General features: G+C 32.3%; 12 protein-coding genes and 1 tRNA gene. 7 read left to right on the top strand and 6 right to left on the bottom strand.

Going from position 1 to position 15,471, the window contains the following annotated elements:
• The first annotated feature begins 4 nt into the window (after positions 1 to 4).
• From sov to JL193_RS07885, 4 genes are all read left to right on the top strand, one after another.
• Positions 5 to 7,132, top strand: a complete 7,128-nt coding sequence (sov, locus tag JL193_RS07900; protein ID WP_207973258.1) for a T9SS outer membrane translocon Sov/SprA — start codon at positions 5 to 7, stop codon at positions 7,130 to 7,132.
• A gap of 28 nt (positions 7,133 to 7,160) precedes the next feature.
• A complete protein-coding gene (gene gcvH, locus JL193_RS07895) occupies positions 7,161 to 7,541 on the top strand; it encodes a glycine cleavage system protein GcvH (protein ID WP_207973257.1) in 381 nt (126 codons plus the stop codon).
• Positions 7,542 to 7,593: 52 nt separating this feature from the next.
• On the top strand, positions 7,594 to 7,884 hold the full coding sequence (locus JL193_RS07890) for a VanZ family protein (RefSeq protein WP_243456871.1): 291 nt from the start codon (positions 7,594 to 7,596) through the stop codon (positions 7,882 to 7,884).
• 64 nt (positions 7,885 to 7,948) lie between these two features.
• On the top strand, positions 7,949 to 8,668 hold the full coding sequence (locus JL193_RS07885) for an energy transducer TonB (protein ID WP_207973255.1): 720 nt from the start codon (positions 7,949 to 7,951) through the stop codon (positions 8,666 to 8,668).
• Positions 8,669 to 9,012: 344 nt separating this feature from the next.
• On the opposite strand, the gene JL193_RS07880 is transcribed toward JL193_RS07885, so the two are convergent.
• Together JL193_RS07880 and JL193_RS07875 are read right to left on the bottom strand one after the other, a co-directional pair.
• On the bottom strand, positions 9,013 to 9,627 hold the full coding sequence (locus JL193_RS07880; protein ID WP_207973254.1) for a 50S ribosomal protein L25/general stress protein Ctc: 615 nt from the start codon (positions 9,625 to 9,627) through the stop codon (positions 9,013 to 9,015).
• Positions 9,628 to 9,646: 19 nt separating this feature from the next.
• The gene (locus JL193_RS07875) at positions 9,647 to 10,588 is read right to left on the bottom strand and encodes a ribose-phosphate pyrophosphokinase (RefSeq protein WP_207973253.1); all 942 of its coding nucleotides are present in this window, start codon (positions 10,586 to 10,588) and stop codon (positions 9,647 to 9,649) included.
• A gap of 144 nt (positions 10,589 to 10,732) precedes the next feature.
• On the opposite strand from JL193_RS07875, the gene JL193_RS07870 reads away from it, so the two are divergent.
• Positions 10,733 to 10,814, top strand: a tRNA-Leu gene (locus JL193_RS07870).
• Between the two features lie 230 nt (positions 10,815 to 11,044).
• On the opposite strand, the gene JL193_RS17365 is transcribed toward JL193_RS07870, so the two are convergent.
• From JL193_RS17365 to JL193_RS07860, 3 genes are read right to left on the bottom strand one after another with little or no spacing between them, the layout of a single operon-like run.
• Positions 11,045 to 11,389 (bottom strand): nucleotidyl transferase AbiEii/AbiGii toxin family protein, encoded by a 345-nt coding sequence (locus tag JL193_RS17365; RefSeq protein WP_254712891.1) that lies wholly within the window; start codon positions 11,387 to 11,389, stop codon positions 11,045 to 11,047.
• Positions 11,390 to 11,445: 56 nt separating this feature from the next.
• Complete coding sequence (locus JL193_RS17360) at positions 11,446 to 11,679, bottom strand: nucleotidyl transferase AbiEii/AbiGii toxin family protein (protein ID WP_254712890.1); 234 nt, start codon at positions 11,677 to 11,679, stop codon at positions 11,446 to 11,448.
• Positions 11,676 to 12,251, bottom strand: coding sequence for a type IV toxin-antitoxin system AbiEi family antitoxin (locus JL193_RS07860; protein WP_243456870.1), 576 nt, complete (start codon positions 12,249 to 12,251; stop codon positions 11,676 to 11,678). The genes JL193_RS17360 and JL193_RS07860 overlap by 4 nt, the downstream gene beginning before the upstream one ends.
• A 90-nt stretch (positions 12,252 to 12,341) precedes the next feature.
• Here JL193_RS07860 and JL193_RS07855 point away from each other — a divergent pair, with 90 nt between their 5' ends.
• Complete coding sequence (locus JL193_RS07855) at positions 12,342 to 13,484, top strand: ISAs1 family transposase (RefSeq protein WP_207973252.1); 1,143 nt, start codon at positions 12,342 to 12,344, stop codon at positions 13,482 to 13,484.
• On the opposite strand, the gene JL193_RS07850 is transcribed toward JL193_RS07855, so the two are convergent.
• The gene (locus JL193_RS07850; RefSeq protein ID WP_243456869.1) at positions 13,479 to 13,706 is read right to left on the bottom strand and encodes a hypothetical protein; all 228 of its coding nucleotides are present in this window, start codon (positions 13,704 to 13,706) and stop codon (positions 13,479 to 13,481) included. The genes JL193_RS07855 and JL193_RS07850 overlap by 6 nt on opposite strands.
• 374 nt (positions 13,707 to 14,080) lie before the next feature.
• On the opposite strand from JL193_RS07850, the gene JL193_RS07845 reads away from it, so the two are divergent.
• Complete coding sequence (locus JL193_RS07845) at positions 14,081 to 15,421, top strand: deoxyguanosinetriphosphate triphosphohydrolase (RefSeq protein WP_207973251.1); 1,341 nt, start codon at positions 14,081 to 14,083, stop codon at positions 15,419 to 15,421.
• Positions 15,422 to 15,471: the final 50 nt, after the last annotated feature.

Raw genomic sequence — 15,471 nt, 5'->3', positions numbered from 1 at the left:
TCAATTGAGTACGTTTTTTAAAAATACTTTCTTATTTCTAACAGTAACCTTCGCTGTAAGTTTAACCACATACGCACAAACCAAAGCAAAAAAAGATACCATTGTTGTTAAAAACGATTCTATAAAACTTCGTTACGATTTTAAAAGTAACCAAAAAGGAGGCTTGTTTTTAGACGATTTGGCAGAAAAAGTAATTGTTTTCGATAAAACATTAAATAGGTATGTTATTGTTGAAAAAATAGGAAACTATTACACAAAAACACCTATTTATTTAACGCCAAAAGAATACGAACAATATCGCCTAAGGCGAGATATGACCCAGTATTTTAAAGACAAAGTAAGTGCAGCAAGTGGAAAGAAAAAAGGCGCGAAAGACGCACAAAAAGATTTATTACCAACCTATTATGTAAACTCTAAATTTTTTGAATCTATTTTTGGAGGAAACACCGTAAAAGTAACACCAACAGGAAACTTAAACCTAAAGCTTGGTTTTATTTATCAAAATACAGACAATCCGCAAATTTCTGAAGAAAACAGAAGTAACTTTACGTTCGATTTCGACCAACAAATTAATGCAAGTATTCGTGCAAAAGTGGGTGAGCGCTTAGAATTTACTGCAAATTACGATACACAGGCTTCTTTCGATTTTCAAAATTTAGTTAAAATTGGATATACGCCAACAGAAGACGATATTATTCAAGGAATTGAAGCCGGTAACGTTTCTATGCCCATAAAAAACTCGTTAATTAACGGAGCACAAAGCTTATTTGGGGTAAAAACAGATTTAAAATTCGGGAATACAAACATAACAGCCGTGTTTTCTCAACAAAATTCCGAAAGTAAAACAGTTGTTTCAGAAGGTGGTGCTTCTATTCAGCAATTCGAATTAAGAACTACAGATTACGATAACGATCGCCATTTTTTCTTATCTCAATATTTTATCGATAACTACTCAAATTCGCTAAAAAACTATCCATTAATAAGTAGTCCTATTAACATTACAAGAATCGAAGTTTGGATTACCAACAGAAATGCAAGTACAGAAGATTTTAGAAGTATTGTGGCAATTGCAGATTTGGCAGAATCGGACCCAGATGTGTTTGTAGATCAAAATGGAAACATTGTTCCGAGTGCAAATCAGGCTGTGGTTTCTGGAAAAAATTTACCCTTTAACGGAGCTAATAACATTTACGAACCCAATATTTTAAATGGCATTAGAGATGTTTCTACAGTAGAAAGTACCTTAAGAAACCAATTAAATATGGAACAAGGTACAGATTATTCTATGTTAGAAAATGCAAGAAAACTAGACCCCAACGAATTTAAATTAAACGCTCAATTAGGTTTTATTTCTTTAAATAGAAGATTAAACGATGGCGAAGTTTTAGCAGTTGCTTACGAATATACAGTGGCTGGAAATGTAACAGGAAGCACCAAAAATTCTTTTAAAGTGGGTGAATTTTCTAACGATGGTGTGCAAGCACCCAATAATTTAGCGGTAAAGTTATTACGTAGCGAAATTTTACAAACCAAAAGATCAGATGGAAATGGTGGTGAAGAATCTTTTCCAACATGGCGTTTAATGATGAAAAACGTGTATGCTTTAGGTGCTTTTCCTTTAACGCAAGATGGTTTTCGGTTTGAAATTCAATATAGAGACGATCAAACAGGAATTCCTTCTAACGTTTTACAAAATGCGCAAACAGCCGGTCTTGCCAACAAACCTTTATTACAAGTTTTAAATTTAGACCAATTAGACCAAAGCCAATCTAGAAATCCAGATGGTTATTTCGATTATGTCGAAGGAATTACCGTAAATTCCGAAAACGGATTTATCTTTTTCCCAGAACCAGAACCTTTTGGTAATGATCTTGTTCAAATGAGTCCTAATGACAATGGTTTAGACCCAAGTACTTCAGACGTAGAAAGATACGCTTTTAAAGAATTGTATTTAAATACGAAAATTAATATTAAGAACAACTTTCAAAATAAAGACAAATACTTTTTAAAAGGATACTTTAAATCGGAAAACGCAGGTGGCATTCCCATAGGTGCTTTTAACGTTCCAAGAGGTTCTGTAAGAGTTTCTGCTGGAGGAAGACAGCTGGTAGAAGGTGTAGATTATGTAGTAGATTACAACTTAGGAAGAGTGCAAATTATAGATCCAGGTTTACAAGCTTCTGGAACTCCCATAAGTGTTTCCACAGAAAATAATGCTGTTTTTAATCAGCAAAGAAAAACCTTTATAGGTATAGATGTGGAACATAAATTTTCTGAAGATTTCGTAGTGGGTGCCACTTATTTAAATATTGAAGAAAGACCTTTAACACCAAAAGTTAATTTCGGGTCAGAACCTATAAACAATACCATGTTAGGTTTTAATTTTAATTATGCTACAGAAGTGCCTTATTTTACAAAACTGGCCAATAAATTGCCTTTTGTAGATACAGATGTGCCTTCTAATATTTCTGTAAGAGGAGATATGGCTTATTTAATTCCAGGAACCCCAAGTGGAATTGACGTAACAGGTGCAGCAACCTCTTATATAGACGATTTTGAAGCTTCGCAAGTTCCTATTAGTTTGCTTTCTCCCTTAGATTGGTATGAAGCAAGTACCCCTAAATATTTTCCGAATTTTAATGGAGAAAAAGACGATTTATCTTACAATTACAAAAGAGCAAAATTGGCTTGGTATAGTGTAGATCAAATATTTTATGGCGCAGGCGAAACACCAGCAAGTATAGATGCAGATGAGCTTTCGAGAGCAGAAACAAGACAAATTAATTACCAAGAATTGTTTCCAAATGTTCAGTTAGATATTACTCAGAATTCTTTAGTAAGAACCTTAGATTTGGCTTATTTCCCACAAGAAAGAGGTTCGTATAATTTCGATCCAAACGCAAACATTATCGACGGAAAAGTAATTTTACCAAACCCAGAAACAAGATGGGGAGGTATTATGAGACCTTTAACGACCAACAATTTCGACCAAGCAAATGTCGAGTACCTTCAATTTTGGATTATGGATCCTTACGAGAACTATTCCATTACAACCGAAGAAGGTTTGCCACAAGGTATCAACCCAAACAATCCTATAAACCAAGTAGGAGATTTGTACATCAATTTAGGAAATGTTTCTGAAGACGTGCTAAAAGACAACCGTAAAATGTACGAAAACGGTTTGCCAGAAGATGGTTTAAAAGTTCCTGGAAATAATGTAAACAGAACAACTTGGGGCGATGTTCCAAGAAACCCTTCTATAATTTATGCCTTTAACGAACAAGATGGTGCAAGAACAAACCAAGATTTAGGTTTTGATGGTTTAAATGACGATGAAGAAAAGAATTTAGCAGGAATTGGACAATTTGCAACTTTACCAGACCCTGCAGCAGATAATTTTCAGTTTTTTAGAGGAGGAAATTTAGATGCTATAGATGCTTCATTAATTACAAGATATAAAGATTATAATAACACACAAGGCAATTCGCCAACCTTAAACCAATCTCCAGAATCTTTTCCAACATCTTCTACCACATATCCAGATGTAGAAGATATCAACAGAGACCAAACCATGAATACTGTAGAGAGTTATTACGAATATAAAATCTCTTTAGATAAAAACAATTTACAAAAAGGGGTTGGATATATTGTAGATGAAAAAGTAACGACAGTAACCTTAGAAAACGGTTCTACACAACAAACAAAATGGTATCAATTTAGAGTTCCTGTAAGAAGCGGAACACCCATAAATAATATTTCAGACTTTAACAGCATTCGTTTTGTAAGAATGTTTTTAACCAATTTTAGAATTCCAGTGGTAATTCGTTTTGGAGAATTAGATTTGGTTCGTGGAGATTGGAGACGTTACGTAAAAACTTTAGACCCAGCTGTAAATCCAGATAGAGATTTAACACAAGACGAATTGAACGATTTTGAAGTAGGTGTAGTTAGTATCGAACAAAATGAAGGAAGCTATGTACAGCCTCCAGGAATTGAGCGTGAACGTTTGCAAGGAAGCACAACTGTACAATTACAAAACGAACAATCTGTAACTTTAAAAGTAAACCAATTAGAGCCAGAAAAAACAAGAGCAATCTATAAAAACATTAGTGTAGATTTAAGACGTTTTAAGCGTTTAAAAATGTTTATGCACTTGCAAGAAAACCAAGGAAGTCCAGGTTTAGCAGATAACGATTTTTCTGCAATTATTCGATTGGGAACAGATTTAAACGAGAATTTTTATCAAGTTGAAATTCCTTTAAAAGTTACCAAAAATGGTACTTCGCAGTTAGATATTTGGCCAGAAGCCAATAATTTAGATGCATTTTTAGAAACGTTCGGAAAAATAAAATTAGAAAGAGATGCTGCAGGTTTTCCAATTGTAGATATTTTTACCTCTACACAACAAGATGCAAGTTTACCTTATAAAATTAGCGTAAAAGGAAACCCAACTTTGGCACAATTAAGAACCATAATGTTAGGTCTTAAAAATACTTCTTTAACTCCAAAAAGTGGAGAAATTTGGTTTAACGAGTTGCGTTCTGCAGGTTTCGACAACAAAGGTGGTTGGGCAGCCGTTGTAAATGCCGATGCTAATTTTGCAGATGTTGCCAATGTTTCTTTAGCAGGAAGCATGTCAACCATTGGTTTTGGTAATGTAGAAGATCGAGTAAACCAACGCAGTTTAGACGAAACAAAACAATACGACGTTGCGACCACTATAAACCTAGGAAAAGTTTTAACGCCTAAAAAGTGGGGCATTCAGTTGCCAATGAGTTATAGTATTGGAGAGAAATTTATAGACCCAAAATACGACCCTCAATACCAAGATGTAACCTTAAAAGATGCTTTGGGGCAAAATCCAAATAGCGAATTTTCTAGAGACTATACAAAACGTACAAGCATTAGTTTTCTTAATGTTAAAAAGAACAGAAATCCAAACTCAACCAAAAAACCAAAGTTTTACGATATAGAAAATATCTCTGTTTCTTATGCACACAACAAAGAGTTTCATAGAGATTACAATATTCAAAAATTTATAAACGAAAACGTAACTGCTGGCGCAAGTTACAATTACAGCTTTCAGTCTAAACCAATAGAACCTTTTAAAAATGTAAAGCTTTTCGATAGCAAATATTTAAAGTTGATTAAAGATTTTAACTTTAACCCTGTTCCTAAAACATTTGTAGTAAACTCTCGCATCAATAGAAATTATACAGAGCAACAATCTCGAAATTTGGTGGCAGGTTTATCGCCTCAACCAGAATTAAAACAACGTAGATTTTTGTTTGATTGGGATTATACAATTGCTTTCGATTTAACAAAATCGTTTACTTTAAACTTTAATGCAACCAATAGTTATATTTACGATACGTTCGATACGACAGAAGACATTCAAGTTTTCGACGATTTTTTTAACACGGGTAGAGCCAATCATTATCATCAAAAATTAAACGGAACGTATCAATTACCAATCGATAAAATTCCTTTTTTAAGTTGGATAAAAGCCGATTATGCATACACAGCCGATTTCGATTGGCAAGCTGCTGCACAAAGTACCATTAATGTAAATGGAGTAGATGTACCTTATGTAGATTTGGTGGGTAATGTAATTCAGAATGCCAATACACACAATTTAAACACTACTTTTAGTTTCGACAAATTTTACAAAGGCCTTGGTTTCGAAAAACTATTGCTCAGCAAAAACCAAAGAAGAAACTCTAAAGGATTAAAAGGTGTTGGTTTACCTCCTTCACCAAGAAAAACAAATCAGAAAAAGAAGCTTCCTTTAGGAAAACAAATTTTAAAAGGAGTTTATGATGTGGTAACTTCTGTTAAACAAGCTAAAGTGAGCTATTCAGAAAATAACGGACAATTATTACCAGGTTATACAGAAGGTGTTGGCTTTTTAGGTGGTGCACCCACTTCTTTTGCTTTTGGTAGCCAAGTAGATATTAGAACAAAAGCGTTGGAAAATGGTTGGTTAGTTGGGCCGAGAAACCCTAATGAAGAATATTACAACAAAACATACAGTAGAACCCATTATAACAAGTTAGATTATACATTTACGCTAAAACCGTTTACAGATTTAAATATCGATGTAAGAGGAAATAAAATAAAAACCAGAGATATCTCGCAACAAATAGATGTTGTAGAAAATGGAACGCCAACAGGAGCTTTAGATAATAGTGCACCAGCTTTCGAAAACGGTAACTTTAGCACCAGTTACTCTATGATTTCTACTGCTTTTACAGATGCAGATGTACTTTTCCAAAACATGCGAGATTTTAGAAGTACCATCGCAAACAGATTGGCAACAGAAAGCGGAAATCCAGTTTCTGGTTATGGAGAAAACAGTCAGCAAGTTTTGCTACCAGCTTTCTTGGCGGCATATTCTGGTAAAAGCGCAGAGAGTGTAAGTACATCTTTGTTTAGAAACATTCCTATACCTAACTGGACGTTGCGTTACAATGGCCTAATGAAATTTAAATGGTTTAAAAAGAACTTTAGCAATTTTGTAGTTTCACACGGGTATAATTCTTCTTACACAGTTTCTAGTTTTACAAACAATTTACAATTCGACCCTACAAACCCAACAGCAGCAAATACTGCTGGAAATTACGAGCCAGAATTGTTAGTTTCTGCAGTAACCTTGGTAGATGAGTTTTCTCCATTGATAAAAGTAGATATGAAAATGAGAAATTCTTTTTCATTTAGAGGCGAAGTAAAAAGAGATCGAACATTAACCATGAATTTTAATAACAGTACCTTAACAGATATTAAAGGAACTGAGTATATTTTTGGGTTGGGTTATGTATTTAAAGATGTAAAAGTAAGTACTCGATTTACAGGCAAAAAACAAACCTTAAAAGGCGATATTAATTTAAGAGCAGATGTTTCTCTAAGAGATAATTTAACACAAATTAGATCTGTAGATGAAGATAATAATCAAATTAGTGGTGGTCAGAAATTATTTTCTGTTAAATTTACTGCAGATTATAGATTAAATAGTAATTTAACCGCGTCGTTTTATTACAATCATCAAACGTCGAAATATGCGATTTCTACCACATTTCCAAGACAGGCAATTAATGGTGGATTTAACATCGTTTATAATTTAGGAGGAAATTAAAAATTAATAACAATAAATAATTAAAGAAATGAATATTCCATCAAACTTAAAATACACGAAAGATCACGAGTGGATTAAGATAGAAGGCAACATTGCAACTGTTGGTATTACAGATTTTGCACAAAGCGAATTAGGAGACATTGTTTACGTAGATGTAGATACTTTAGACGATTCTGTAGAAGAAGGAGAAGTTTTTGGCTCTGTAGAAGCAGTAAAAACAGTATCGGATTTGTTTATGCCTTTAAGTGGAGAAGTAATTGAATTTAACGAAGCTTTAGAAGATGCACCTGAATTGGTAAATTCGGACCCGTATGGAAAAGGCTGGATGATTAAAATCGATATTTCAGACAGTTCTCAAATAGACGACTTATTAGATGCGGAGGCGTATAAAAACCTTATTAAAGGATAAAATAGTAATAATAGCAGTAGTAGTTACACTTAGTATTTTATACTTAAGTTTAATGAAAATGCCAAAATATGAAGCCCCAATTAGTCATATAGATAAATGGCAACACAGTTTTGCTTATTTTACACTATCTATTTGTTGGTTGCTTTCATTTTTTAGAAAACCACATAAAAAATACTTAATTGTTTTTTTATGCATTCTTTTTGGCATAATTATTGAGATTTTACAAAGCGAATTAACTTCGTATAGAACAGGAGATTATTTAGATGTTCTTGCAAATACGACTGGCGTTTTTTTAGGATTAGTGGTTTTTAATCAGATTTATAAAAAAAATCGATATAATTAGCCCTAATACTTGTATTTGATACATTTTTTTAATTAAATTAGCGAACTATTAAAAACTCTTTACAATGGAAATAAAGAAAAATCCGAAATCGAATTTAGAAAATTACAGTAAAATATTTATGCAAATAGGGTTGGTTTTAGCACTATTTATAACCTACGCTGCAATTGAGAAAAAGACTTACGACAAAACTATTGGTGACTTAGGTGTTGTAAATATGAATGCTTTAGTGGAAGAAGATATTCCAATTACAGAAAGAGTAGAACCCGTAAAACCCAAAACTCCACCACCACCAGCTCCAGAAAAAATTGAGGTTGTAGAAGATGAGAAAGAAGTAGAAGAAACTGTAATTGAAACTACAGAAACAGATGAAACAGAAGCTGTTGAAGTAGAAGAAATTGTAGAGGTAGCAGAAGTAGAAGAGGTAGTAGAGGACGTAAGTTTTATGATTATTGAAGACGTACCTGTATTTCCTGGATGTAAAGGAGATAAGAAAGAATTAAAAGACTGTTTTAGTAAAATGGTGCAAAAACATTTCTCAAGAAAGTTTGACGCAGAACTTCCAAACGAATTAGGCTTGTCTTCTGGTAAAAAAAGAGTTTTTATTGGTTTTAAAATTGATAAAAAAGGAAACGTAGTAGATATTCAAGCAAGAGCACCACACCCAAAGATTAAAGACGAGGTTGTAAAAGTAATGAAATTATTACCTAAAATGAAACCTGGTAAACAAAGAGGAAAACCAGTTGGTGTAAAATATAGTATTCCATTTACTTTACTTGTAGAATAATAAGTAAAGAAAACAAAATTAAATTAAGTGTTTAGAAGATTTTTTCTAAGCACTTTTTTTCTGGTCTTATCTTTAGCTTTTTTGTAACCTCATTTCCGGTATAAAAAGCATCTATAAAGCACATTGTTATTTTAAAATCAAATATTTGCGAGTTAGAGCATTCTTATTCTTGAAATAAAAATATGTTTTTCAATTTAAAAGTAGCAAACAAAGTTTAGAGAGCAGCCGTAAAACTAGAATTTAAAATCATAACTGGTATAATCACAATCAGTTAGAAAAATTACAAAAAAAGAGAGACTGCCTTTTCTAAGACAGTCTCTCTTTTTATATATAATTTATGAAGCTTATTCAGTAGCAGTTGCTTCTGTAGCTTCTTCTGTTGTTTCATCTTCATCTTCGTCTATAACGCTAGTTGCATTACGAGAAGTTCTAACTTGCACCACTACAGTATTTTCTGGGTGCATAAAAGTATAGTTGTCATTAAATAATGATTTTATAACTAATTTACTTCCAATTTTTAATTTAGAAATATCTGCAGAAATAAAATCTGGTAAATTTGCAGGTAAAGCTTTTACTTTTAATTTACGGTTTGTAAAACGTAAAGAACCACCATTTAAAACTCCAGGAGAAGTTCCTACTAATTTTACGGGAATGTTCATTGTAACTTCTTTATCATCAAATAACTGATAAAAATCTACATGTAAAATTTTATCTGTTACTGGGTGAAATTGAATGTCTTGCAAAATTGCAGCAATTTTTTCTCCATCAACATTAATTGTAGCAGTATATACGTTTGGAGTATATACCAACTTTTTAAATGCGATTTCTTCTGCCGAAAAATGCACTGGCTTATCTCCTCCGTATATAACGCAAGGAACCATACCAGCATTACGTAAGGTTTTGGTAGCTACCTTGCCCACGCTTTCTCTTTTTGATCCTTTAATTGTAATTGATTTCATTACTTTTTTATTAATTTATTTACATTAAAAATTGTCCACTAATTGAAGTATTGTCTTGCACTTTATGCATAACATCTGCAAATAATGGCGCGCAAGATACAACTTTTATTTTAGAAGTTTCCTTCTTTAATGGAATTGTATCTGAAACTATTAATTCGGTTAATCCTGAATTTTCTATTTTTTCGTAGGCTCCTCCAGAAAGTATTGGGTGTGTACATATGGCACGTACACTTAAGGCTCCTCTTTCTACCATTAAATCGGCTGCGTGTGCTAATGTTCCTCCTGTGTCGATCATATCATCTACCAAGATAACATTTTTACCTTTTACGTCTCCAATTAACTCCATGTGAGAAATTACATTGGCTTTTTTGCGTTGTTTGTAACAAATTACAACGTCGCAATGTAAGTGTTTAGAATATGCATATGCTCTTTTTGAACCTCCCATATCTGGAGATGCAATTGTAAGATTCTCTAATTTTAAGTTTTTTATATAAGGCATAAAAATGGTAGATGCGAATAAATGATCTACTGGTTTTTCGAAAAAGCCTTGAATTTGATCTGCATGTAAATCCATTGTCATAATTCTAGTGGCGCCTGCAGATTGCAATAAATTGGCAACTAATTTTGCTCCAATTGCAACTCTTGGTTGGTCTTTACGATCTTGTCTTGCCCAACCAAAATATGGCATAACAGCTGTAATATGTCTTGCAGATGCTCTTTTTGCTGCATCTAACATTAAAAGCATTTCCATTAAATTATCGGCATTTGGAAATGTAGAACCAATAATAAAAACACGTCTTCCTCTTACAGATTCTTCGAAAGCTGGCTGAAATTCTCCATCGCTAAACTTTGTTGTTTTAACTTTTCCTAAAGTAGTATTGTATTCTTTTGCAATTTTTTCTGCTAAAGTAATACTCTGTGAGCATGCAAATAGTTTTGGTGCAAGTTGATTTGTAGGCATTTAGTGATGATTTTTTGTTGTGTTGTTGTAAGGTTGCAAAAGTAGAAATTATTTATTGACTTTGAAATTAATTTTTTGACTTTAAAATAAAATATTTTAATACATTTGTACTCGCTTTATGGTTCGAGGCGAAAAGTCTAAATTGCTCAAGTGGCGGAATTGGTAGACGCGCTGGATTCAAAATCCAGTTCTTTCGGGAGTGTGGGTTCGATTCCCACCTTGAGTACTGCAAACCCTTTAAAAACCTTGTTTTTAAAGGGTTTTTTAATTTTTAGGGCTACATATAGGGCTACTAATTTTTTAACTCTTGTTTATCAATTCGCTTTTAAGCCAGTTAAAAGCTTCTTCTTGATTATGTCCTATTCCTGTTCTTAAAAGCGCTTCCATATCTCCTGTGAAGTCTCGGTCTTGCTCTTTCTCTTCAATATTTAATAAAAACTCTTTCTGACTTGGTGGTCAGTTTCCTGTAGAAAATTTTGTGTATGCTTTGAAACATTTAACTATCTCGTCTATATCCAATTTCATATTTAACCTAGAATAATCTAAATCGAATAAATCTCGCCCTTTACTGCATTGGTATAAGGCTCGTAATTTTGTGCCTAATAATTCTTTAATGCTATAGGTTTTAATTTTAGCACTTCCAGAAAACCATTCGCTTTCTACTTCAAAAGGAAAATCTACCCAATCCAAAACATTAAAATGTTCTTTACAATTAATTTCTAATTTTAAGCGCAATCTAATATCTTCGTATTCTGATGTAAAACGATAGGTTGCTTTTGCTCCGTGTCCTTTTACTTGTATTCTTATTGGCTTTTCAAAAAAGGTAACAACCTCTTTAATTCATTCCATTATTGGCTTTATAGTCCTGGTTTAATTTGAACCAAATCAATATCTTCAGAATATCTCGTAGCAGGATTTAAATACAACTTATGCAAAGCTGTACCACCTCTAAAAGTTAAGTTTTCACGTAGGAAATCATCAGAAAAAATTTCTACTAAAGCACGACTAATTACAAGGTCTTGTTCTACTTGATAAAACTGTTTCCAAGGCGCTTTCTCTTGCCACTTTGCTATATATGATTTAGGAATCATAAATCGCTTTCTAATTTAACGTTTATATCCACTTTCCACTCGTTATCTACTGCGCCTGCTTTCTGTTTAGATTTTGGGCTTAACAATACCGGAAAGTATTTTGCTTTTTTTAAGTGCTGCATTATCGGTTTTAAAAGAATTTCTTCTACTTCCAATTCTTCTAATAAAAAAACAAATCTTTGTAAAGTACATTTATGCGGATACCAACTCAATAATTCTTCGATGTCATTTTTAGTGAGTTCTTCGGATAATTCTTCCAAAATAGCTAACATTCTATTAATTCCGCCTAACTTATTTTGATGATGAATTAAATCTACTGCTGTAAGTGCTGGACTTGAAATTTTAAAAATTCCTGCATCAGATTTTTTCTCTACAATGTTTTTTGATGGCCATTTTGAAGTTGTAAAAAAATGAATATCTAAAGACGATTTTTTAATGTTAGAAAATGCTTTGTCGGTCATTACATAATCTCTTTGCACTTGCTGCTGCCCAGCTCCGTGAAACTTGGCTGCAGAATAAAAACATAAATAATAATCTCTTTTTAAATATTGAAACAATTTACTAGAAAACAATTGAACAGGTATTTCATGGCAAACGCATCTAAAAAAGTTTAATTTTTTTAGTTAATCTATTGATTTTAATTTTTTTACGTGAATATTTTTATGTATATTATACTGATAATCAATATTTTATACATTTTAAAAATGACAAACAAATTAGTTTCTATTTTTGATAAAATAGATGACCCTAGACGTGATTTAACAAAACTTCATCAATTAAACGACATCCTTCTTATCGGAATTATATCTGTTATCTGTGGCGCAGATTCTTGGAATGAAATGGAACTCTATGCTAAAGAAAAAGAAGATTTTTTACGTACCTTTTTAGAATTACCAAATGGCATTCCCTCACATGATACTTTTAACCGTGTATTTTCAGCTATAGATAGTAAGCAGTTTGAATTATGCTTTATAGAATGGGTAAAAACCTTGGCGCAATTAACAGATAAAGAAGTGATAGCCATAGATGGTAAAACCATTAGAGGAGCAAAGCATAAAGGTAAAAAATCTCCTATACATATGGTTAGTGCCTTTGCTTGTGAAAACAATCTTGTTTTAGGTCAAGTAAAAACTGATGAAAAATCTAATGAAATAACTGCGATTCCAAAATTATTAGAAATCTTATCTATTCAAAATACTATTATAACCATAGATGCTATGGGATGTCAAACAGCTATAGCTGAAAAGATAGTGACAAAAGAAGCTGATTATATTTTAGCCGTAAAAGGCAATCAAGAACAACTTCTTGAAGATATTGAAGATGAATTCAAATTTGCTAAAAACACAGAGATAAACATACAGCATACTTTAGACCATGGAAGAATAGAAACACGTACTTGCAGTTGTATCACAGATTTTAAATTCATTGCCAAAAATAATCATTGGGCAAATTTAAATACCCTTGTTAGGATAGAAAGCATACGTGAATTTAAAAACTCGGATAGACCTATAGAAAAAGCTACACGATATTATATATCTAGTTTGAAAGCTAATTCTGAAGTCTTTCAAAAAGCAATACGATCGCATTGGGCAATAGAAAACAAACTTCATTGGACTTTAGACGTAGCTTTCTGCGAAGATGCATCACGGAAAAGAACAGGAAATGCTTCTCAAAACTTTTCAATACTTACCAAAATTGCTCTAAATATTCTTAGAAAAGACTCAAAAAATAAAATTGGTATTAAAAGCAAAAGACTCAAAGCAGCTATCAATAATCAATATATGCTGAAAATACTAAAGTTATGATGCGTTTGCCCTGACAGGTATTTGTCCTTGCTTTGAATACCTAGGTGGAATTATTAAATAAAATCCTTTTCTTAGGTTTACAATTTCCTTTTTTGCAACCAGTCTCGAAAGTTTACTTTTTAAAGCAGTTTCTGTTTTATCGCATTTTTGCACTAACTCATCCCAAGAAAAAGCATATTCTTCAACAGATTGTAGTTGTTTTATGTAATAAGAAATACCCAATTTTATAGTAAATTTTCGAGAAAGACACCATTTTAAGGTAATTATCTCATTATTTTACTATACTATTTTTGTAATTATTCTATTTTTATAAACCTGATTTTTAAATCATTATAAACTGGAATGTCTAGTTTTGTTGGTACGAATTTATATGATTAAATTACATTTGTAGGACGGAAAAAATCATTTACAATCAAGAATTTAAACAAACTATTGTTTCTTTATTAGAATCTGCTTTAAAATAAAGGCATTAGAGAAAAAATTAAAAGATATCAAACTAGAAAGAGATGTCTAAAAAAAGTTGGTAAGCATCTTTTTCGTATTTTCGAGCGCTCTGCCATTTCTGTTCAGGCAATAATCTTATTATAAAAAATAAAATGAACTGGGAACAACTTCTTTCTTTAAAACGCTTTGGCGATACACAAAAACGCCCAAGAGTAGCACAAGACGAAACACGTTTAGGTTTCGATGTAGATTTCGATAGAATTATATTTTCATCTGCATTTAGAAGCTTGCAAGACAAAACACAAGTAATTCCGTTATCAGAAACCGATTTTGTACACACCAGATTAACACACAGTTTAGAAGTATCTGTAGTAGGTAGAACTTTAGGAAGAAGAGTTGGAAAAGAGTTGTTAGAACGGCATCCAAATTTGGCGAAATTAGGTTACACTTTTAACGATTTTGGGGCAATCGTAGCAGCCGCTTCAGTAATGCACGATATTGGGAATCCGCCTTTTGGGCATTCAGGAGAAAAAGCAATTGGCGAATATTTTAAAACAGGAAATGGCGTAAAATATAAAGCCGGTTTAACAGATAAAGAATATCAAGATTTAATAGATTTTGAAGGAAATGCCAACGGATTTAAAATTTTAACAGAATCTAGAGAAGGTATTTCTGGCGGATTAAGGTTAAGCTACGCAACATTGGGTGCATTTTTAAAATATCCAAAAGAAAGCTTACCTAAAAAACCTACAAAACATATCGTAGATAAAAAATATGGCTTTTTTCAATCAGAAAAAACAGCATTTTTAGAAGTAGTTGAAGATTTAGGTATGAAACAAAAATCGACAACCCAAGATATTTCTTTTTACAGGCATCCATTAGCGTATTTAGTAGAAGCCGCAGACGATATTTGCTACACCATTATCGATTTTGAAGACGGAATTAATTTAGGGCTAATAGAAGAAGATTACGCTTTAGAATATATGATAAAGCTAGTAAAAGATACCATTGATTCTAAAAAATACCATTCTCTAAAACACAAAACAGATAGAATAAGTTACTTGCGAGCCCTAGCAATTGGCGTGCTAATTAACGAAGCTGTAGCTATTTTTCTAAAAAACGAAGAAGCCATTTTAAATGGAACTTTCGAAAAATCTTTATTAGATAAATGTAAGTATGAAGCACAAATTAACGACATCATAAAAATAAGTGTAGATAAGATTTATAAAAGTACAGAAGTTATAGAGAAAGAGGTTGCAGGTTATCGAATTATAGCAGATTTGCTAGATGTGTTTGTAACTGCTTTCAATAACAAGTTCGATGGTAATCCTTCGAATTTCGATAATTTGGTGCTAAACTTACTACCTGCAGAATACAAAGTAGAAACGAATAGTTTGTACAATAGAATTATGCAAGTATGTAGCTATGTATCTAGAATGTCAGACAGTTACGCAATTCGAATGCATAAAAAATTAACAGGAAATATTATTTAAGAAAAATAATTAGCCTTTAAACGTAATCGTTTTTTTTTAAACACAAAACT

Origin of the sequence: Polaribacter batillariae (assembly GCF_017498485.1) — a bacterium.
In the GTDB taxonomy this organism is placed as follows: domain Bacteria; phylum Bacteroidota; class Bacteroidia; order Flavobacteriales; family Flavobacteriaceae; genus Polaribacter; species Polaribacter batillariae.
This window is presented reverse-complemented; position numbering and strand designations above follow the sequence as displayed.

Bases quoted from the DNA above. Each gene is read 5' to 3' on its own strand.
- JL193_RS07880 (WP_207973254.1), bottom strand. From the start codon at position 9,627: ATGAAATCAATTACAATTAAAGGATCAAAAAGAGAAAGCGTGGGCAAG.
- JL193_RS07855 (WP_207973252.1), top strand. From the start codon at position 12,342: ATGTATATTATACTGATAATCAATATTTTATACATTTTAAAAATGACA.
- JL193_RS07875 (WP_207973253.1), bottom strand. From the start codon at position 10,588: ATGCCTACAAATCAACTTGCACCAAAACTATTTGCATGCTCACAGAGT.
- JL193_RS07845 (WP_207973251.1), top strand. From the start codon at position 14,081: ATGAACTGGGAACAACTTCTTTCTTTAAAACGCTTTGGCGATACACAA.
- JL193_RS17360 (WP_254712890.1), bottom strand. From the start codon at position 11,679: ATGATTCCTAAATCATATATAGCAAAGTGGCAAGAGAAAGCGCCTTGG.
- gcvH (WP_207973257.1), top strand. From the start codon at position 7,161: ATGAATATTCCATCAAACTTAAAATACACGAAAGATCACGAGTGGATT.
- JL193_RS07890 (WP_243456871.1), top strand. From the start codon at position 7,594: ATGAAAATGCCAAAATATGAAGCCCCAATTAGTCATATAGATAAATGG.
- JL193_RS07885 (WP_207973255.1), top strand. From the start codon at position 7,949: ATGGAAATAAAGAAAAATCCGAAATCGAATTTAGAAAATTACAGTAAA.